General features: G+C 63.6%; 17 protein-coding genes. 15 read left to right on the top strand and 2 right to left on the bottom strand.

Annotated features, from left to right (window positions below; translation table 11 throughout):
• Positions 1-489: 489 nt before the first annotated feature.
• The 5 genes from KUV74_RS01960 (at position 490) to KUV74_RS01940 (ending at position 5,758) form a co-directional block, all read left to right on the top strand.
• The gene (locus tag KUV74_RS01960; protein ID WP_108131474.1) at positions 490-2,061 is read left to right on the top strand and encodes a Re/Si-specific NAD(P)(+) transhydrogenase subunit alpha; all 1,572 of its coding nucleotides are present in this window, start codon (positions 490-492) and stop codon (positions 2,059-2,061) included.
• 16 nt (positions 2,062-2,077) lie between these two features.
• On the top strand, positions 2,078-3,520 hold the full coding sequence (locus tag KUV74_RS01955; protein ID WP_045991814.1) for an NAD(P)(+) transhydrogenase (Re/Si-specific) subunit beta: 1,443 nt from the start codon (positions 2,078-2,080) through the stop codon (positions 3,518-3,520).
• Positions 3,521-3,791: 271 nt separating this feature from the next.
• Positions 3,792-4,862 carry an NAD(P)H-dependent glycerol-3-phosphate dehydrogenase gene (locus tag KUV74_RS01950; protein ID WP_045991813.1) on the top strand — a complete coding sequence of 357 codons (1,071 nt, stop codon included), beginning with the start codon at positions 3,792-3,794 and terminating at the stop codon, positions 4,860-4,862.
• Entirely contained in the window at positions 4,852-5,340 is a 489-nt protein-coding gene (gene sixA, locus KUV74_RS01945) for a phosphohistidine phosphatase SixA (protein ID WP_222515524.1), read from the top strand. The genes KUV74_RS01950 and sixA overlap by 11 nt, the downstream gene beginning before the upstream one ends.
• Positions 5,341-5,443: 103 nt before the next feature.
• Positions 5,444-5,758, top strand: coding sequence for an antibiotic biosynthesis monooxygenase family protein (locus tag KUV74_RS01940; RefSeq protein ID WP_045991811.1), 315 nt, complete (start codon positions 5,444-5,446; stop codon positions 5,756-5,758).
• Position 5,759: 1 nt separating this feature from the next.
• On the opposite strand, the gene KUV74_RS01935 is transcribed toward KUV74_RS01940, so the two are convergent.
• On the bottom strand, positions 5,760-6,722 hold the full coding sequence (locus KUV74_RS01935; protein ID WP_222515523.1) for an AEC family transporter: 963 nt from the start codon (positions 6,720-6,722) through the stop codon (positions 5,760-5,762).
• 205 nt (positions 6,723-6,927) lie between these two features.
• Between KUV74_RS01935 and kdgD the strand changes: the two genes are divergently transcribed.
• The 8 genes from kdgD (at position 6,928) to KUV74_RS01895 (ending at position 16,388) form a co-directional block, all read left to right on the top strand.
• Positions 6,928-7,845 (top strand): 5-dehydro-4-deoxyglucarate dehydratase, encoded by a 918-nt coding sequence (kdgD, locus tag KUV74_RS01930; protein ID WP_315900712.1) that lies wholly within the window; start codon positions 6,928-6,930, stop codon positions 7,843-7,845.
• Positions 7,846-7,968: 123 nt separating this feature from the next.
• Entirely contained in the window at positions 7,969-9,027 is a 1,059-nt protein-coding gene (locus KUV74_RS01925; RefSeq protein ID WP_222515522.1) for an ABC transporter substrate-binding protein, read from the top strand.
• 95 nt (positions 9,028-9,122) lie between these two features.
• Positions 9,123-9,557, top strand: a complete 435-nt coding sequence (locus KUV74_RS01920) for a tripartite tricarboxylate transporter TctB family protein (RefSeq protein WP_222515521.1) — start codon at positions 9,123-9,125, stop codon at positions 9,555-9,557.
• Between the two features lie 14 nt (positions 9,558-9,571).
• Positions 9,572-11,122, top strand: a complete 1,551-nt coding sequence (locus tag KUV74_RS01915) for a tripartite tricarboxylate transporter permease (RefSeq protein ID WP_045991806.1) — start codon at positions 9,572-9,574, stop codon at positions 11,120-11,122.
• Positions 11,112-12,701 (top strand): galactarate dehydratase, encoded by a 1,590-nt coding sequence (gene garD, locus KUV74_RS01910; protein WP_222515520.1) that lies wholly within the window; start codon positions 11,112-11,114, stop codon positions 12,699-12,701. The genes KUV74_RS01915 and garD overlap by 11 nt, the downstream gene beginning before the upstream one ends.
• Before the next feature lie 43 nt (positions 12,702-12,744).
• Entirely contained in the window at positions 12,745-14,070 is a 1,326-nt protein-coding gene (locus KUV74_RS01905; RefSeq protein ID WP_222515519.1) for a glucarate dehydratase family protein, read from the top strand.
• 102 nt (positions 14,071-14,172) lie between these two features.
• Positions 14,173-15,750, top strand: coding sequence for an aldehyde dehydrogenase (NADP(+)) (locus tag KUV74_RS01900; protein ID WP_222515518.1), 1,578 nt, complete (start codon positions 14,173-14,175; stop codon positions 15,748-15,750).
• Positions 15,751-16,052: 302 nt separating this feature from the next.
• Positions 16,053-16,388 carry a type II toxin-antitoxin system HicB family antitoxin gene (locus tag KUV74_RS01895; RefSeq protein WP_222515517.1) on the top strand — a complete coding sequence of 112 codons (336 nt, stop codon included), beginning with the start codon at positions 16,053-16,055 and terminating at the stop codon, positions 16,386-16,388.
• 66 nt (positions 16,389-16,454) lie between these two features.
• Here KUV74_RS01895 and KUV74_RS01890 read toward each other — a convergent pair whose 3' ends face one another.
• Entirely contained in the window at positions 16,455-17,426 is a 972-nt protein-coding gene (locus tag KUV74_RS01890; RefSeq protein ID WP_315900711.1) for an AEC family transporter, read from the bottom strand.
• 502 nt (positions 17,427-17,928) lie between these two features.
• Between KUV74_RS01890 and KUV74_RS01885 the strand changes: the two genes are divergently transcribed.
• Both KUV74_RS01885 and KUV74_RS01880 read left to right on the top strand, forming a co-directional pair.
• A complete protein-coding gene (locus KUV74_RS01885; protein ID WP_045991800.1) occupies positions 17,929-18,735 on the top strand; it encodes an alpha/beta fold hydrolase in 807 nt (268 codons plus the stop codon).
• On the top strand, positions 18,732-19,604 hold the full coding sequence (locus KUV74_RS01880; RefSeq protein WP_045991799.1) for an alpha/beta fold hydrolase: 873 nt from the start codon (positions 18,732-18,734) through the stop codon (positions 19,602-19,604). The genes KUV74_RS01885 and KUV74_RS01880 overlap by 4 nt, the downstream gene beginning before the upstream one ends.
• Positions 19,605-19,617 lie beyond the last annotated feature (13 nt).

Raw genomic sequence — 19,617 nt, 5'->3', positions numbered from 1 at the left:
GCAGCGCTCTGAACAGGCGATGTCGAGTGGACGCGCTGTGCGTCGCCTGTTGCTTCACCAGCGCTTTTGCCAGCGCTATCCGTCATCCTTTCAGCTATCTTTTCGTCCATCCTGTCGGCAATGCGGCGCAGATGGTCGGCGTTTTTTCTGAGCGAATATGTCGCTGGGTGAGCGCTTGTTCAAGCTCGAAAGAGAGGTTGGTGGCAGTCACTAATCTGCGTTGTTTCTCGTCGGAGGTTGCCTTCAGGGTGTGATCACGCCGCCAGGCCGGGCACGCCGGGCCTGGGAGGCTCGGAAGGGCATAAGGTTACACCCCGCTTCGTGTCGGTTCTCTTAATGGATTCAGGTGGTTGCTTTCACATTGCAGTGCACAAATTACTGGCGATCCCCTCTTGTGCAGACTAGCCACAAGAGGTAACACTGGTAGGAATGACAACAAGAAACCATAACAAGCAATCGTAATAACGTTGGCCACATGGGAGATCCATCGTGAAGATAGGAGCACCAAGGGAGCGGCATAAGGGCGAGGCGCGTGTCGCGCTGACGCCCGAGAGCGCCGGACACATTCAGAAGCTGGGTCACGAGTGCCTGATCGAGACGGGCGCAGGTGAGCTTGCCGGCTTTACCGACGCCGCCTATGAAGAGGCCGGTGTCACTATCGTCGACAGCATGGAGGCGGTATTCGAGCAGGCCGACGTGGTCGTCAAGGTGCGCGAGCCACAGAAGGAAGAGTCCGACCTGCTGCGCCAGGGCCAGACCCTGATCAGCTTCTTCTGGCCGGCCCAGAACGAGGAGATGCTCGAGACCTGCAAGGACAAGGGTGCCAGCGTCGTCGCCATGGACATGGTGCCGCGGATTTCCCGCGCCCAGAAGATGGATGCGCTGTCCTCCACCGCCAACATCGCCGGCTATCGCGCGGTGATCGAGGCAGGCAACCAGTTCGGGCGCTTCTTCACCGGTCAGGTCACCGCCGCGGGCAAGGTGCCGCCGGCCAAGGTGCTGATCATCGGTGCCGGCGTTGCCGGTCTTGCCGCCATCGGTACCGCCACCAGCCTTGGTGCGGTGGTGCGTGCCTTCGACGTGCGCCCCGAGGTTTCCGAGCAGATCGAGTCCATGGGCGCCGAGTTCCTGTTCCTCGATTTCGAGGACTCCCAGGACGGCTCCGAAAGCGGTGGCTATGCGGCGCCCTCCAGCCCCGAGTTCCGCGAAAAGCAGCTCGAGCTGTTCCGTCAGCAGGCCCCCGAGGTGGATATCGTCATCACCACCGCCCTGATCCCCGGACGCCCGGCTCCCAAGCTGTGGCTCGAGGACATGGTCAAGGCGATGAAGCCTGGCTCTGTGGTGGTCGACCTGGCCGCCGAGAAGGGCGGCAACTGCGACCTGACCAAGCCTGATGAGCGCGTGGTCACCGACAACGGCGTCATCGTGGTCGGCTATACCGACTTCCCGTCGCGCATGGCTACCCAGTCGTCGCTGCTGTACTCGACCAATATCCGTCACATGCTGACCGATCTGACGCCGGAGAAGGACGGCAAGATCGTTCACGACATGGAAGACGATGTGATCCGTGGCGCTACCGTCACCCACCAGGGTGAGGTCACCTTTCCGCCGCCTCCGCCCAAGGTCAAGGCCATCGCCGCGGCCAAGCCGAAGCCCAAGGAGAAGGAGCCGACACCGGAGGAGCGCAAGGCTGCCGAACACGCTGCCTTCATGAAGCAGACCAAGAGCCAGGTCACCATGCTGGCGGTCGGCGGCATCGTCATGGGGCTGCTCGGTCTGGTGGCGCCGGCGTCCTTCATGCAGCACCTTATCGTCTTCGCGCTGGCCTGCTTCGTCGGTTTTCAGGTCATCTGGAACGTCAGTCACTCTCTGCACACGCCGCTGATGGCGGTGACCAATGCGATTTCCGGGATCATCATCCTCGGTGCCGTGCTCCAGGTGGGCTCGGGTAGCTGGTTGGTCGCCTTGCTGGCGGGCATCTCGGTGCTGATCGCTTCCATCAACGTCGTGGGTGGCTTCCTGGTGACACGCCGGATGCTGGCCATGTTCCAGAAGTCCTGAACCGCGGAGAGACGAAATGCTAGGACAACAATTCGTAACCGCCGCGGCGATCGCGGCGAGTGTGCTGTTCATCCTCTCGCTGGGGGGACTGAGCAATCAGGAAAAGGCCAAGCGCGCGGTGTGGTACGGCATCGTCGGTATGGGCCTGGCGGTGTTCTCCGTCATGCTCGGCCCGAACATCGGCAACTACTGGCTGATGATCCCCTTGATGATCGTCGGTGCCGTGGTCGGCACCATGGTGGCCAAGCGGGTCGAGATGACCCAGATGCCGCAGCTGGTGGCGGCGCTGCACTCCTTCGTCGGTCTGGCGGCGGTGTTCGTCGGCTGGAACGCCGAGATGGAACGTGCCCGGGTGCTGGCGCTGAAGGCGGCCGGTGAGTCCCTCGACGGCCTGTCGGCGTTCGCCGCTACTCTGGCCTACAAGACACCTGCCGAGCTGACCTTCCTGCAGGTCGAGGTGGTGCTGGGCGTGTTCATCGGTGCGGTGACCTTCACCGGCTCGGTGATCGCCTTCGGCAAGCTGGCCGGCAAGATCGACGGCAAGCCGAAGAAGTACCCCGGCGGTCATGCCCTGAACGCCGGTGCGGCGATTCTCTCGCTGGTGCTGGCCATCGCCTACCTCAACGGTGCCGGCTTCTGGACACTGTTGCTGATCGCTCTGCTCGCCTTCTTCATCGGCTGGCACCTGATCCTCGGCATCGGCGGCGCCGACATGCCGGTGGTGGTGTCGATGCTCAACAGCTACTCGGGCTGGGCCGCGGCCGCTATCGGCTTCACCCTGTCCAATGACCTGCTGATCGTCACCGGTGCGCTGGTGGGCTCCTCCGGTGCCATCCTGTCGTACATCATGTGCAAGGCGATGAACCGCAACTTCGTCAGCGTCATCCTCGGTGGCTTCGGCGGTACCCAGGGGCCGGCCCAGGAGATCGAGGGCGAGCAGGTGTCGATCGACGCCGGTGGCGTCAGCAGCGCCCTCAACGACGCCGACAGCGTGATTATCGTGCCGGGGTACGGCATGGCGGTGGCCCAGGCCCAGAACGCGGTCAGCGAACTGGTGCGCAAGCTGCGCTCCGCCGGCAAGGAGGTGCGCTTCGGCATCCACCCGGTGGCAGGTCGTCTGCCGGGTCACATGAACGTGCTATTGGCCGAGGCCAAGGTACCCTACGATATCGTGCTTGAGATGGACGAGATCAATGATGACTTCGCTTCCACCGACGTGGTCATCATCATCGGCTCCAACGACATCGTGAACCCGGCCGCCCAGGAAGACCCCAACAGCCCCATCGCCGGCATGCCGGTGCTCAAGGTGTGGGAGTCCAAGCAGGTGTTCGTGTGCAAGCGTGGTCAGGGAACCGGCTACTCGGGCATCGAGAACCCGCTGTTCTTCAAGGAGAACACCCGGATGTTCTACGGCGATGCCCGGGCCAGTATCGATTCGCTGATTCCGCTGATCGACTGAACTGAGCCGCGTGTAGTACAGGGCTCCTCTTTAGAGGGGCCCGACAACGCCCCTGTTTAAAGGGGCCCGAAGACGCCCCTCCTTGTAGGGGCCCGAAGACGCCCCTCTTCAAGGGGGCGAATAGACGCCCCTCCTTGTAGGGGCTCGACGACGCCCCTTTCGAGGGGCGTTGCTCGTTGTGGCACCAGGTCAGTCAAAGTGGCGACGAGATCCCTCGTCGTGACGTCAGATTCGGTACAATCCACCAAGACTCATCGACTGCGGAGCAAGCATGACCGACATGGACACCAGGGTGGCGGTGCTGGGGGGCGGGAGCTTCGGCACCGCTCTGGCCAGCATCGCCGCCGATAACGGCTTCCACGTGCGCCAATGGCTCAGGGACGGCGCGCTGGTGGAAAGCATCAATCGTGATCATCGCAATCCGCGCTACTTGCCCGACTACGCCATCAACCCCAGGGTCGAGGCGTCCACCGAACTTGAGTGGGTGCTCGAGGAGGCCATCCTGGTGCTGGTGGCGATTCCCTCCAAGGCCTTCGCCGAGGTGGTGCGTCAGGCACGTCCCTGGCTCAAGCCCGAGCAGATTCTGGTCAGCACCACCAAGGGTATCCAGGAGGATGGCTTCAAGCTGATGAGCCAGATCCTCGAGGACGAGACGGGGTTTGCCCACGTGGGCGTGCTGTCCGGGCCCAACCTGGCCTCCGAGGTGGCCCAGAAGCAGCTCACCGCCACGGTGATCGCCAGCCACGACGCCGAGACGAGATCCCGCGTGCAGGCGGCGCTGGGCTGTGACTATTTCCGCGTCTACGCCAGCAATGACCGCTACGGGGTCGAGCTTGGCGGAGCGCTCAAGAACATCTACGCCATCGCCGCCGGCATGGCGGCGGCGCTGGGCATGGGCGAGAATACCCGCAGCATGCTGATGACCCGTGCGCTGGCCGAGATGAGCCGCTTTGCCGTATCCCAGGGCGCCAATCCGATGACCTTCCTGGGGCTGGCCGGCGTCGGCGACCTGATCGTGACCTGCTCGTCGGAACTGTCGCGCAACTATCGCGTCGGCTTCGCGATGGGCAAGGGTCAGAGCCTGGACGAGGCGGTGGCGTCTCTCGGCCAGGTGGCCGAAGGGGTCAATACCGTCAAGCTGGTGCGCGACAAGGCCGATGCCGAAGGCGTCTACATGCCGTTGGCGGAAGGGCTCTATCAGGTGTTGTTTCGCGGCGTGCCGGCCCGTGACATGGCCAAGCTGCTGATGCGCGGCGAGCAGAGCAGCGACGTCGAGTTCGTGCTCCCCCGCGAGGACGTCAAGCAGGACCGGCGACAGACGGAGGCCAAGAATGGCGGATAGACTCTGGATCATGCGTCACGGCGAGGCCACTCCGGGCTTTCCCGACGAGGCGCGCAGGCTGACCACCCGCGGCGAGGACGAAGCTCGCGCCATGGGCCGCTGGCTGGCGAGTCGTGACGACATCGACTTGGGCCGGCTCAAGGTGCTGGCCAGTCCCTACGTGCGTGCCCAGCAGACCGCCGCCCTGGTGCTGGAAGCACTGCCGGACGAGGTGAGTCTCGATACCCTGGACATCATCACCCCCGACGATTCCCCCGAGGCCGTGGTGGACTGGCTGACGCTGGAAAGCGACGAGGGGGCGCTGCTGCTGGTCAGTCATATGCCGCTGGTCGCGGCCCTGACTGGGCTGCTGGCGGAGGGCAGGGCAGGGGGCGGGGTGGGCTTTGTCACCGCGGCAATCGCCGAACTGGAGGCCGATGTCAGAGCCGCTGGTTGCGCGCGGCTGGTGGGCATGACCACGCCATCGTCACTTCGCTGACCCTGACCGCAGTGGTTGGCGTGGTGCGAGCGACGTGTCTGCCATATTTCGCACTCGATAGAACGGGCCCGTCACTGGCGGGCTTTCACCTGAAGGGACGCCCATGAGTTTTTTCGTCAACAACCGCATCTTCGTCAATCCGGGCTTTGAGGACGAGTTCGAAGAGCGCTTTCGCCGTCGCGCCGGAGAGATCGACAAGCAGCCGGGCTTTGTCGCCATGCGTGTGCTGAGGCCGCTGGGCAACCAGGCGCCCTACGTGGTGGAGACCCAGTGGGAGAGCCAGGCGGCGTTTCGTGCCTGGGTCGGCAGCGACGACTTCAAGCGTGCCCACGCCAACCCCCTGCCGGCGGAGGCCACCCGCGAGGGCGGCGGTATCGAGCAGTTCGAGGTGGTCGAGGGGACTGAAGCCAAGGGCTGAACTAGATGAGCCCGTTGAGCCGCAGGGCGAAGACACCCACCGTCACGCTGATGCTGGCTACCAGGGTGGTGAGGGCGATGATATTGGCCGTCAGAATTTCATCGCCGCCCATGGCCTTGGCCATCACAAAGGCCGCCGCCGCGGTGGGGCTTGCGAAGAACAGAAACAGCACGCCCAGCTCGGCACCACGAAAGCCAAGCCCCAGCGCCGCCAGGGTGGCCACCAGCGGGATCACCACCATCTTGGCGAGGCTTGCGCTGACGGCGGTGCGATAGCTGGTCTTGAGCGCCCGGGTGGAGATGGTGGCGCCGATGCAGATCAGCGCCAGCGGCAGGGTCAAGGAGGCAAAGTAGTCACCGGTGGTCTCGATCCACTCGGGCAGGCTGACCTGCAGCGCCGCCAGGGGCGTGGCGACCACCACCGCCAGGATCAGCGGATTGGTCAGAATATGGCGGAATATGCTGTTCCAGTCGATGGCCTTGCGCCGGCCGTCCTCGTCCAGTTGGTACGCCGCCAGCACCACCACCGACAGCACGTTGTAGCAGAGGATTACTACCCCCAGCAGCAGACTCCCCAGCGATAGCCCCACCTCGCCGTACATGCCGTGGGCGAGTGCCAGGCCAACCACTCCGCAGTTGCCGCGAAAGGCGCCCTGTACATAGACCCCGCGCTGGTGACGCTTGACCCTAAGCGCAGCGTAGCCCCAGGCGAGAACGAAGCTTGCAATGGTGGCCAGTGCGAAGAAGGCCAGCATCCAGGGGTTCAGGGTGCGTTCCAGATCGGCGCGGATCAGGCTGAGAAAGAGCATGGCCGGCAGGGTGGCGCGAAACACCAGTCGCGACGCCGTATTGACGAAGGCCTGATCGATCCAGCCGAGTCGCTTGAGCGCAATGCCGATAAACACCATGGCAAACACCGGCAGGCTGATGTTGAGCGTCGACAGGAAGACATCGATCAATGACATGGGCGCGCTGTGAAGCCTCTTGATGGTGGCGCCGGGTCGTCCACAAGGGATCAGAGAGGTGCGCCTTGAACTTTGGTCTCAATTTACCATAGCGTCCCTTGTCAGTCCTGAAACAAGTCGCTAACTTGTACTTTGTATGATGTATGACATGATGGGGAGTCGAAACCCTCATGTCCGTTCACGACGAAGACAGGAGGACGTTTCGGTGAAATTTTCCCATGCACAGGTCAAGCAGGCGATCAGCGATGGTCTGCTGTCGTTTCCGGTCACGGACTTCGACGCCGAAGGACGTTTCGACGCCGAGAGCTATCGCGCGCGTCTCGAGTGGTTCATCAGTCACGAGATTTCGGCGGTGTTCGTCGCCGGTGGCACCGGCGAGTTCTTCAGCCTGTCGCTGGAAGAATTCCGCGCGATCGTCCGTCTGGCCGTGGAAGTCGTCGATGGCAAGCTGCCGGTGATCGCCAGCGCCGGTCTGAGCGTGGCCACCGGTTCCGAGTTCGCCCGCATCGCCGAGGAAGAGGGCGCCGACGGTATCCTGCTGATGCCGCCCTACCTGACCGAGTGTCCCCAGGACGGCCTGGTGGAATACGCCAGCCAGATATGTCAGTCCACCAGCGTCAGCGTGATCTATTACAACCGTGGCAACGGCGTGCTCAACGCTCAGTCCGCCAAGCGGCTGGCCGACGCCAACCCCAACCTGGTGGGGCTCAAGGACGGCAAGGGCGACATGCAGGCGCTCAACCGCGTGATCAAGACCGTCGGCGATCGACTGGCTTACGTCGGTGGCGTGCCCACCGCCGAGATCATCGCCGAGGCCTACCTGGCGGTGGGCGTAAACACCTACTCCAGCGCGGTGTTCAACTTCGTGCCGGACATGGCGGTGACCTTCTACAAGGCCCTGCGTGCCGGCGACAGCGACACCGTGCGCAAGATCTCCCGCGAGTTCTTCCTGCCCTTTGTCGCCCTGCGCGACCACAAGGCAGGCTACGCCGTCAGCCTGATCAAGGCCGGCACCGACCTGATCGGCCGTCCGTCCGGCGCGGTGCGTGCCCCGCTGGAAATGCCAAGCGATGAAGAGCGCAAGCAGCTCGAGCAGCTGATCGAGCGCGCCCGATCCTTCTGACCGAGGACGGTCGCTAGCGCTACGGTGTAGACCGCCCCTCGATCTGGCCCTTCGTCACGATCCTCCCGTATCGAAGGGCACCACTCGTCCAGCCACCAACAACCATTTCAATGAGGTGACTTCATGAGCATGCCAAGACTCTCTTTGCCCCTGACCCTGACCGCTACCGCCCTGGCGACCTCGCTGGCCTTGGGTAGCGCTGCGGCGCTGGCCGCCGACGGGCCCCTGCGCGGTAACATCCGTGTGGTCATCGGCTCCAGTTCCACCGGTGGCGACACCTACCAGAACTCCGCCATCGTGGTGGACCAGCTGTCCGAGGCGCTGGACCTGAACATGAAGGTCGACGCGGTGGGCGTCAGCGCTGCCTATCGCGCCCTGGATCGTGATCCTCGCGGCAACACTCTGATGATCTTTCATGACCAGGCCTACCTGGGGAATCAGTACGGGGTCGAGGGCTACAAGGACCCGTTCGAGAATTACATCATCGGTCCGACCATCGCGATCAATCCGGGCAATGCCTACCTGGTGCCCAAGGACTCGCCCTACCAGACCCTGGACGACATCATCGAAGCGGTCGGCAGTGGTGAGACCGTGCGCGTGGCGATCCAGCCTGGTGGCGTCTCCGAGATTGGCTACACCGCACTCAAGAACGCCATCCGCATCGAGCACCCCGGAATGGAAGACAACCTGGTGGCGGTCAATACCGGCTCCCAGGCCGACAAGAACCAGCTGCTGTTCGATGACCAGGCGGACTTGATCAACGGCTCGGTGCAGGCCAACGAGCAGTACACCCGTCTGCCTGAGGATGACCAGAAGGCCATGCGCTTCGTCTGGCTGACCGCACGCCATGACACCCTGCAGCAGGCCAACGAGGAAGGTCTGGGTCAGACCGACCGCGAGACGCTGCTGCAGTTCGTCGAGCCCAACGTCGAGGTGACCATGGGAGAGGGCGAGAACTTCGCCTTCGATAAGGAATTCTTCTTCCTCTACAACAAGGACATGAATCCAGAGATCGTCGAGCAGATCGACGCCACCCTGGAAGAGATCTACGCCGAAGGCGAGATCCAGGAGACCCAGAAGACGTCGTTCTTTATTCCTGACTTCATGCCCTCCGAAGAAGCCCAGGCCCACCTGCGCGAGAAGGCCGACCGCTACGCCGACATCATCGACAGCATCAAGTAAGGGACCGCTGCCGGCGGCTTGCCCGCCGGCATCCTTGTACTTGTCCGTCCACACAACTCGCAAGGCTCTCCCGTCAGGCCTGCCCCGGAGCCGCTATGGAAACCTCACCGTTGAGTGTGTCGATCGACTTCGACAGCTCTCACCTGTTCTTCCCCACGATCATTCACTGGGTACTGGCGTTGCTGTTCGCCCTGATCGTGGTGTTTCGCCTTGTTCCTTTCTTTGCTGCGGTCAAACGCGGCGAGAGAACGTTGCCGATCATCGGCGAGTCCATGGACGGATTTCGTTTCTTCGGCACCCTGGTGCTGATCACCGCCTATTTCGTGCTCATGTCGGTGGTGGGGAACCTGTTCCCCTATACCGGCTACGGCTTTCTGTTCGTGTCCATCGTCTTTCTGTTCTTGATGTCGATGATGTACATGCACACCCGCACCCGCCGCAAGGTGATCACCGCCGCGATCAATGCCGTGGTGGCACCCTCACTGGCCTGGCTGATCTTCGCCAAGCTTTTTTACATCACCTTGCCGTAGGGGAGAGTTGACCCATGGAACTTCTGTCCTACCTCGATATCACCTTCTTCCTGCTGGCCGCGATCGGTGCCCTGATCGGCATCATCTTCGGCGCTATTCCCGGCATGACCGCCACCATGGCGGTGGCCGTGTGTCTGCCGCTGACCTACGCCCTCGGCCTCGAGCATGGCCTGGCACTGCTGCTTGGCCTCTACGTCGGTGGCATCTCCGGCGGTATGGTGCCGGCGGTGCTGCTCAATATTCCCGGCACGCCCTCGTCGATCACCACCACCTTCGACGGCTACCCCATGGCACAGAAGGGCCAGGGCGAAAAGGCCCTGCGCGTATGCGTCGTGGCGTCGCTGGTGGGTGGACTTGTCAGCGCCCTGGTGCTGTTCTTCTTCGCTCCCTTGCTGGCTGAGTTTTCGATCAAGTTCTCCTATGTGGAGAAGTTTCTGATCATCTTGCTGGCGCTGACGGTCATCGCCTCCATGTCCAGCAACATGTTGATCGGTATCTTCAGCGGTGTACTGGGCATCTGGCTGAGTCTGATCGGCACCTACAGCCTGTCCGACGGCGGTAACGGCAAGACGCGCCTGATGTTCGACTTCATGCAGCCCTATCTGGTGGACGGCTTTGCACTGCTGCCGGTATTGATCGGGATCTTCGGCATCTCGACCATCCTGCTGGAGGCAGAGAAGGGAGTGAAGAGCGGCCTGTCCGGCGCCAAGATCGAGATGGGCAAGGGCGGTGGTTTCACCTTCGGCCTGTTCAAGGGCCGCCTGACCAACCTGATGCGCTCGTCTTTCATCGGCACCTTCGTCGGGATGCTGCCGGGGGTCGGCGGCAGCGCCGCCTCGGTGCTTGCCTACACCCAGGAAAAGAACCTGTCGCGGGATTCCAGCCAGATGGGCAAGGGTGCGCCCCAGGGGCTGATTGCTTCCGAGTCGGCCAACAACGCCTTGACCGGTGGCGCCCTGATCCCGCTGTTGTCGCTGGGGATCCCCGGGGACTCCACCACGGCGGTGTTGATCGGTGCCTTCACCCTTCAGGGCATCCAGGTGGGGCCGTTGTTCATCCCGGAAAACCAGGACACCTGGACGGTGATGATGATCGCTCTGGTGTTCGCCAACATCGTGATGTTCTTCCTGATGTTCTACGCCATCAAGTACATCGCCCGGGTGGTGCTGGTGCCCAAGTACGTGCTCTATCCGATCATCGTGATGATGTGCGTGGTCGGCGCCTATGCCATCAACTACGGCATCATGTTCGACGTCTGGACACTGCTGATTTTCGGCATCTTCGGTTACCTGATCGAGAAGATCGGGCTCGAGGTCGCGCCTTTGATCATCGGCTTCATTCTGGGAAGTTCCGCCGAGGTGTACTTCGTCAAGAGCCTGGAATCCTTCGGCACCTTCTCGATCTTCTTTACCAAGAGCCCCATCGCGCTTGTGCTGTGGGGGCTGATCGCCGCGTCCATCGCCTTCTCCATCGTGCTGGGCATCAAGACCCGTGCGCGTCAGAAGATGGAATTGAGTCAGGTGTCTGGCACCACTTCTGGATCGGGAGAACGTCATGACGGCTGAACCCAGGACCAACGAGAGCCGCGTGATCCGCGTCCATCCCGGCGACAATGTCGCCATCGTGGTGGGCCAGGGTGGACTGCCACGGGGCACGCGCCTGGAAGATGGTGTGGCGCTGGTGAGCGACATTCCCCAGGGCCACAAGGTGGCCCTGGCGGATATCGCCGAAGGTGAGCGCATCCTGCGCTACAACGAGGTGATCGGCACGGCGCTGTCGGCCATCCCGCGCGGTGGCCACGTCAACGAGAACAACGTCAGGCTGCCGATACCACCGAAGCTCGACGAGCTGCCTCTGGCGACCCGCAAGGCGCCGGTGGTCGAGCCACTCGAGGGCTACACCTTCGAGGGCTTTCGCAACCCTGACGGCAGCGTCGGCACCAGGAATGTGCTCGGCATCACCACCAGCGTGCAGTGCGTGGCCGGTACCGTCGATCACGTGGTGGCGAAGATCAAGCGAGAGCTATTGCCGCGCTTCCCCAACGTCGATGACGTGGTCGGGCTCAACCACAGCTACGGCTGCGGGGTGGCGATCGGCGCGCCGGCGGCGATCGTGCCCATCCGCACGCTCAGGAACCTGGCGCTGAACCCCAACTTCGGTGGCGAGGTCATGGTCATCGGCCTTGGCTGCGAGAAACTGCAGCCCTCGACTCTTATCGAGGACCGCCCGGTCAAGATTTTTGAGCGCAGCGAGGATGCCGCCACAGGTTCCGCCAACGACGACGCCAACGTATTGAGCCTGCAGCACGAGTCCTTCGAAGGTTTCGGCGAGATGGTCGACGGCATCATGGCCATGGCCGAGCGCCACCTTGAGCGGCTGAATCGTCGCCGCCGGGAGACCTGTCCGGTGTCGGAGCTGACGGTGGGCATGCAGTGCGGCGGCAGCGACGCCTTTTCTGGGGTAACCGCCAATCCGGCGGTGGGATTTGCCACCGACCTGATCGTGCGTGCCGGCGGCAGCGTGATGTTTTCCGAAGTCACCGAGGTGCGCGACGCCATCCATCTGCTGACGCCTCGAGCGGTAGACGAGGAGGTCGCCCGGGCGCTGATCGAGCAGATGGCCTGGTACGACGACTATCTGGCCCAGGGCCAGGCCGATCGCAGCGCCAATCCGTCGCCGGGCAACAAGAAGGGCGGGCTCAGCAATATCGTCGAGAAGGCGCTCGGTTCGGTGATCAAGTCCGGCAATTCACCGATCGTCGACGTCATAGGACCCGGCGAGCGCCTGCGCAAGCGCGGGCTGACCTTTGCCGCCACCCCGGCCAGCGACTTTATCTGCGGCACCCTGCAGGCGGCGGCGGGCATGAACCTGCAGGTCTTCACCACCGGGCGCGGTACCCCCTACAACCTGGCGATGACGCCGGTGATCAAGGTTTCCACCAACTCGACCCTGGGACGTCGCTGGCACGATCTGATCGACCTGGACGCGGGGCGCATCGCCACCGGCGAGGCCAGCATCGAGGACATCGGCTGGGAGCTGTTCGAGCTGATTCTCGAGGTGGCAAGCGGCCGTCACCAGGTCGCCGCCGACCGCCTGGGTCTCTACAACGACCTGGTGCTGTTCAACCCGGCGCCGGTCACCTGAGCGCTTCATCATCTTTAACCGAACTACCAAGAGGCAAGATTCCATGTTCCCCAAGATCACCAAGATGAACATCGTGCCGGTGGCCGGCGAAGACGGTTTTCTGCTCAACCTGAGCGGTGGCCATGCCCCCTGGTTCATCCGCTGTGTGCTGGTGCTGGAAGACGAGTCCGGCAATCGCGGCGTCGGCGAGATTCCCTCCAGTGACGGCATCCTCAAGGGACTTGAGCAGTGTCGTTCGCTGGTCGAGGGCGCACGGGTCAACGAGGTCAAGCAGGTGCTGAGCCAGGCTCGCCAGGCGCTGTCGCGAAACGGCCCGGAGGAGCGCGGTCGGCAGACCTTTGATCTGCGCGTGGCGGTACACGTGGTCACCGCCATCGAGTCGGCACTTTATGACCTGTTCGGCCAGGCGCTGGGCATGCCAGTGGCCGACCTGCTCGGCCAGTACGGACGTCAGCGTGACGAGGTAGAGGCACTGGGCTACCTGTTCTTGCTCGGCGATCCGGACAAGACCGACCTTCCCTATCCCAAGGTCAGCGACCCGATAGACGCCTGGGACGAGGTGCGTTATCAGAAAGCGATGACTCCGGAGGCGGTGGCCAACCTGGCCAAGGCCGCCTACGCGCGCTACGGCTTCAAGGACTTCAAGCTCAAGGGAGGCGTGCTCCGCGGCGAAGAGGAGGCCGACTGCATCCGCGCCCTGCACGAGGCCTTCCCCGAGGCACGTCTGACGCTGGATCCCAACGGCGCCTGGTCGCTGGATGAGGCGGTGCGAGTGCTCGAGCCGATCAAGGACCTGTTGAGCTATGCCGAGGATCCCTGCGGCCAGGAAGGCGGCTACTCCGGTCGCGAGACCATGGCCGAATTCAAGCGTCGTACCGGACTTGCCACCGCCACCAACATGATCGCCACCGACTATCGTCAGCTGAAACTTGCGGTCCAGCTTAACTCCGTGGACATCCCCTTGGCGGACTGCCACTTCTGGACCATGCAGGGGGCCGTGGCGGTGGGCGAGCTGTGCAACGAATGGGGCATGACCTGGGGCTCGCACAGCAACAACCACTTCGACATCTCTCTGGCGATGATGACCCACGTCGCCGCTGCCTGCCCTGGCGAAATCACCGCCATCGATACCCACTGGATCTGGCAGGACGGTCAGCGCATCACCAAGGAACCGTTCAAGATCGAAGGTGGCAAGCTGAAGGTGCCGACCACGCCAGGCCTTGGCGTCGAGCTCGACGACGACAAGCTGATGGAGGCCCATCGGAAGTACCAGGGCCTCGATGTCACCAGCCGCAACGACGCCATGGCCATGCAGTACCTGATCGACGGCTGGGAGTTCGATCCCAAGCGTCCTGCCCTGGTGCGTTAGCCTCGACTCGATGGCTCAGGTGCGAAAGCCCCGGTGAGGACGAAAGCCGACGGCCTTTACCGACGCTCACCCCGTCGAACGTCACACGACAGGAGAAGATTCATGAAATTGGAAGGAAAGCAGCTGATCGGCAGCCAGGCCGTCGAGGCCAAGGGCGAGCCCATCCATGCCGTCAATCCGGCCACCGGGGAGACCCTCGAGCCTGGCTACAAGGCAGGTTCCAAGGCCGAGGTCGAGCGCGCCTGCGAACTGGCCTGGGCGGCCTTCGATAGCTACCGCGAGACCGGCCTCGAGGCCCGCGCGACCTTTCTCGAGACCATCGCCGAGGAGATCGAGGCGCTCGGTGACACCCTGATCGAGCGCGCCATGCAGGAGTCCGGCCTGCCCCAGGCACGTCTTGAGGGTGAGCGTGGCCGTACCTGCGGCCAGCTGCGCCTGTTCGCTTCGGTGGTACGCGCCGGCGAATGGCTCGACGTGCGGCACGATCCGGCCCTGCCGGACCGCGAACCGATGCCGCGGGTCGACCTGCGCCAGCGCCATATCGCGCTGGGTCCGGTGGCGGTGTTCGGCGCCTCCAACTTCCCGCTGGCGTTCTCGGTGGCCGGTGGCGACACCGCCTCCGCCCTGGCCGCCGGCTGTCCGGTGGTGGTCAAGGCCCACTCGGCCCACCCCGGCACCTCCGAGCTGGTCGGCCGCGCGCTGCAGAAGGCGGTGGCCCGCTGTGAACTGCCGGAAGGCGTGTTCTCGCTGCTGTTCGGTTCCGGTCGCGAGGTCGGCCAGGGCCTGGTCAGCGACGCGCGGATCAAGGCGGTGGGCTTCACCGGCTCGCGCAGCGGTGGCACCGCCCTGATGAAGACCACCCAGGCGCGTCCCGAGCCGATCCCGGTGTACGCCGAGATGAGCTCGATCAATCCGGTGTTCCTGCTGCCCGAGGCGCTCAAGGCCCGTGGCAAGGAGCTGGGCGAGGCCTTCGTCGGCTCGCTGACCATGGGGGCCGGCCAGTTCTGCACCAACCCGGGGCTGGTGATCGCGGTCAAGGGCGAGGCGCTCGACGGCTTCGTCGAGGCTGCCGCCGAAGCGGTCAAGGGCGCAGGCGCCCAGACCATGCTGACGCCGGGCATCCACGACGCCTACACCCAGGGCGTCAACACCCTTGGCGGCAGCGACAAGGCCCGTGAAGTGGCGCGTGGCCCACAGGGCGACGGACCCAACCAGTGCCAGGCCGGCCTGTTCGTGGCCAAGGCCAGCGACTTCCTCAATGATGAGGCGCTCAAGGCCGAGGTATTCGGTTCGACCTCGCTGGTGGTCGAGTGTGCCGACCTGGACGAGGTCAAGGCACTGGCCGAGGGGCTCGAGGGCCAGCTGACCGCGACCCTGCAGATGGACGACGGCGACATCGACGCGGCCCGTGGCCTGCTGCCGATCCTCGAGCGGCGTGCCGGTCGGGTCATGGCCAACGGCTGGCCCACCGGGGTCGAGGTGTGCCACGCCATGGTCCACGGTGGCGCCTATCCGGCCACCTCTGACTCGCGCACCACCTCGGTCGGCAGCGCCGCCATCCACCGCTTCCTGCGCCCGGTGTGCTATCAGAACCTGCCGGACGCCTTGCTGCCGCAGGCGCTCAAGGATGGCAACCCGCTGAACGTCAGCCGCCTGGTGGACGGCAAACGGGACAGGTGAAGGGACTGATGGACAGCGCCAGACGCGCTCGGTGGTGACACCGCTGACGTGAAAACAGCAAGGCCCGGTGAGTCGATCACCGGGCCTTGCTGGTATTGCATTGACGCTCGCACTTTTCAGGTTGCGCAGGAGCGTTCATTTGACTCGAGGTGGTACTAAGCTTTGGTACTGTCGGTGCGTGAAACGAAAACATGCAAGTTTTGAGAAGTGCGCGTGTTGCATCGTCCACACCCGACACCGGATACGGATAAGGGGGCCGTCGCAAGCCTTCGTAAATGGCTGGAAGCAAACGGATTGATGCCATGAACAATGTCATGATGATCAATGGTTATCGCGCCATTATTCAGTATGACCCCGAATTCGAGATGTTTCGCGGAGAATTCACGGGACTCAATGGGGGCGCCGATTTCTATGCCGATAGTGTCTGTGCCTTGCGCAAGGAAGGGGAGATATCGCTGCGTGTCTTCTTGGTTACTTGCCGCGAGATGGGGATCGATCCTGTCAGGGCGTACTCTGGAAAGTTCCAGGTCCGCGTCCCCGAATCGATGCACAAGCAGGCGGTTGATGCAGCCAAGGCCCGCGGCATCAGCCTGAATCAGTTGTTGACGACTGCGCTAGAGAACGAGCTATCGACGTGACGTCGATGAATTGAGGTCAAAACGTACCGAGATTGCTGGACTCATGGGGTGTGCTGGACCCTTTTCTTACACCAGGTCGGCAGCCGTCAACACCATGATCCCCACACTGATGGAGACCAGGCTAAGCAAGGTGCTGAGCATGATGATGCTGGCGGCGAGGCGTTGATTGGCGCCGGCCCCCCTGGCCATGACGTAGGCTACGGCGGCGGTGGGGCTACCGAGAAACAGGAACAGCATGCCGAGTTCGGCGCCCCGAAAGCCCACCGCCAGTGCCAGTGCAACACCGATGGCCGGCATGACGGCAACCTTCCACAGGCTGGCCGACAGCGCCAGGGTTCCGCTCTCACGGGCGGCCTGCAGGCTCAGGCTGCCACCGATGCAGATCAGCGCCAGCGGTAGCGACAGCGAGGCCAGGTAGTCGCCGGATGTCATCAGCCAGGGCGGCAAGTCGAGGTGAAGGTAGGTCAGCGGCAGGGCGGCGACGATACCGATGATCAATGGGTTGGTGGCGACGTCCTTGAGGATCGCCAGGGGACGTGAGCTGACCACCGGACTGTAGACCGACAGTACAATGGCCGACATTACCAGGTTGACGATGATGATGCCGCCGGCCATGACACTGCCGAGCGACAGACCAAAGTCGCCGTACATGTTGGCCGACAGGGCCAGTCCGACGATACCGCAGTTGCCGCGAAAGGCACCTTGCACAAAGACGCCGCGATCCACTCGCGGGCAGCGCCACAGGGCCCAGCCCCAGATGACAAGAAAGATGGCCACCGAGACGACCAGATAGAAACCGACCAGTCCGAGCTTCAGGTCCTGGCCGGGATCGGCGCGCAGCAGGCTCAGGAACAACAGCGTTGGCATGGTCAGGCGAAACACCAGGCTCGAGGCGGTGTCGACGAAGGCTTGATCGATCCAGCCCAGACGCTTCAGAACGGCGCCGATGAAGACCATGGCGAAAACGGGCAGGCTGACGCCGAGGGTGCTGGCAAGGATGCTGATATCGATGGGGAGACCCTCCTGCTCGGATAGCACGCTAAAGGACTTAATATACTATGTATGATTTATAGTTGGGAAGCCTTTGGGTGGACGGCGTCGGGTGAGGTTCCTGGTATGACCGGGAGCGCGGGACTTGGATGGTGGCTGGATTCAGGAATCTGAGGGCCAATCACGGTGCGGTTCGACCAGGGAGAGGGCCGGTCGAAGAAGAGGTGGTGAAGAGGACGTGAAGATGAGGTGAAGAGAACGACTGAAGAGGGCGCACGTCGGGGCTTCTGGTGCGCCCTTGTCAAGAGAGTTCAGCGCGCCAGCCAGAGTCCGATGACCACCGCCACGGCCACGGTGGTGAAGAACAGACGGTTGCGCAGGCGGGTATCGCGGGCGGGTTTACGGGACACGCGTTGCTCCTTGGTAGCGGGGAGTCAGGGGGAATTCCGGGGAATCTAGGCTTTGGTTCACTTGGCGGCCTAGGGTAATGCCGTTAGCCTGCCAAGGCTACAGCGGCGGGTCGCCGCCTCTCATCGGATGAGACAGAATCATGCCAGATACCCCAACCTTGCTGTTCGCCCACGCCAATGGCTTTCCCGGCGGCAGTTACAGAAGCCTGCTGGCACCACTCGCAGAGCGCTTCGACGTCCAGCCGCTCGATCGCCTGGGCCACCATCCCGATTTTCCCGTGGGCCACAACTGGTTGGCATTGCGTGATGAATACCTCGAGAGCACCCGCCACCTGGCCGGACCCTTTATCGGTGTCGGCCACTCCATGGGCGGGGTGATCACCGCCATGGCGGCGCGCCAGGAGCCGGAGCGGTTCCAGGCCGTGGTGATGCTCGACCCGCCGCTGATGCTGGGCATCGACGCCTTGGCCATGCGCGTCAGCAAGTGGCTCGGCATGGTGGATCGAGTGACGCCGGCAGGCAAGAGCAAGGGGCGCCGTACCCGTTGGGAAAGCCGTGATGCGATGCGCGCTCAACTCCGGCGCAAGGGTCTGTTTCGCAGCTTCACCGAGGAGGCGCTGGACGACTACATCGATGCCGGCACCACGACCCTGGAGGACGGCGCGGTGGTGTTGAGCTATGACCCGGATATCGAGGTCGAGATCTTCCGTCATCTGCCCCACCATCTGGATCGTCTGCCCACGGAGGTACGAGTACCTCTGGGTGTGCTGGCAGGGGAGACGTCTGACTTGCTGACCGAGGCACGTTGCCGACGTCTCAGCCGGCGCGGTATCGCCCTGGACAGGGTGCCCGGCAGTCATATGTTTCCGATGGAGCAGCCCGAGGCAACGCGACGCGCCTTGCTTGCCATGATCGACCGTCTGCTGGGCGAAGGGGCAACGCAATGAAGCCAGCGGGAGAAGCGCTTCGCCTGGCACAGGGGCGCCTGGCCGCACTGGCCTGGGGACGCACGGAGGCGCCGGTGTGGCTGGCGCTGCACGGCTGGCTCGACAACGCCGCAAGCTTTGCGCGTTTAGCGCCGGTGCTGGCCGAACGGCTCGATATACGCCTGGTGGCCATCGACATGGCCGGCCATGGACACTCCGAGCGGCTGCCCGGTGACTACGACTACGCCATCTGGGACTACTGCCACGACCTGCTCGATGCACTGGATGATCTCGGACTGGATAGTGCCCCGGTGCTGGCTCACTCCCTCGGCGCCGGGGTGGCCTGCCTGGTCGCCGCGGCCTGGCCCGAACGCATCGAGCGCCTGGTGCTGATCGACGGTCTGGGGGCCTTGACCACCCCACCTGAAGATACCGCTGGCCAGTTGGGGCGTTCGTTGCGGGCCCAGCGTCGCCGTCGCTCGCGGATTCCTCATTATGCCGATCTGGATACCGCGGTGGCGGCGCGGGTCGCCGGTGGCGCCACCCCGGTGGATGCCGAGACGGTGCGCGACATCGTGGCCAGGAACCTGACCCCCTGCGACGAGGGCGGCCTGCGGCTGCGCACCGACCCGCGCCTGCTGCGCCCCTCCCCCGTGCGGCTGACCGATGACCAGGTCGCGAATCTGCTCGAGGCTATTGCCTGCGAGGTACTGCTGGTCGAAGGGCGTGACGGTATTCTCGGGGAACGTCCACGAGGGGTGGCTTCGCGAGCACGCGTTCGCCGCCTGACCCGTCGCGTGCTGGAGGGCGGACACCATCTTCATGCCTCGCCGCAGCACGCCCCCGCGGTGGCCGATGCCATCGTCGAGGCGTTGTCCGCAACACCTTGATCGAAAAGACGAT

This window comes from Halomonas sp. DP1Y21-3, from assembly GCF_019801245.1.
Lineage (GTDB): Bacteria > Pseudomonadota > Gammaproteobacteria > Pseudomonadales > Halomonadaceae > Halomonas > Halomonas litopenaei.
The sequence above is the reverse complement of the archived record's forward strand: the minus strand, read 5'-3'. Positions and strand labels throughout refer to the sequence as shown.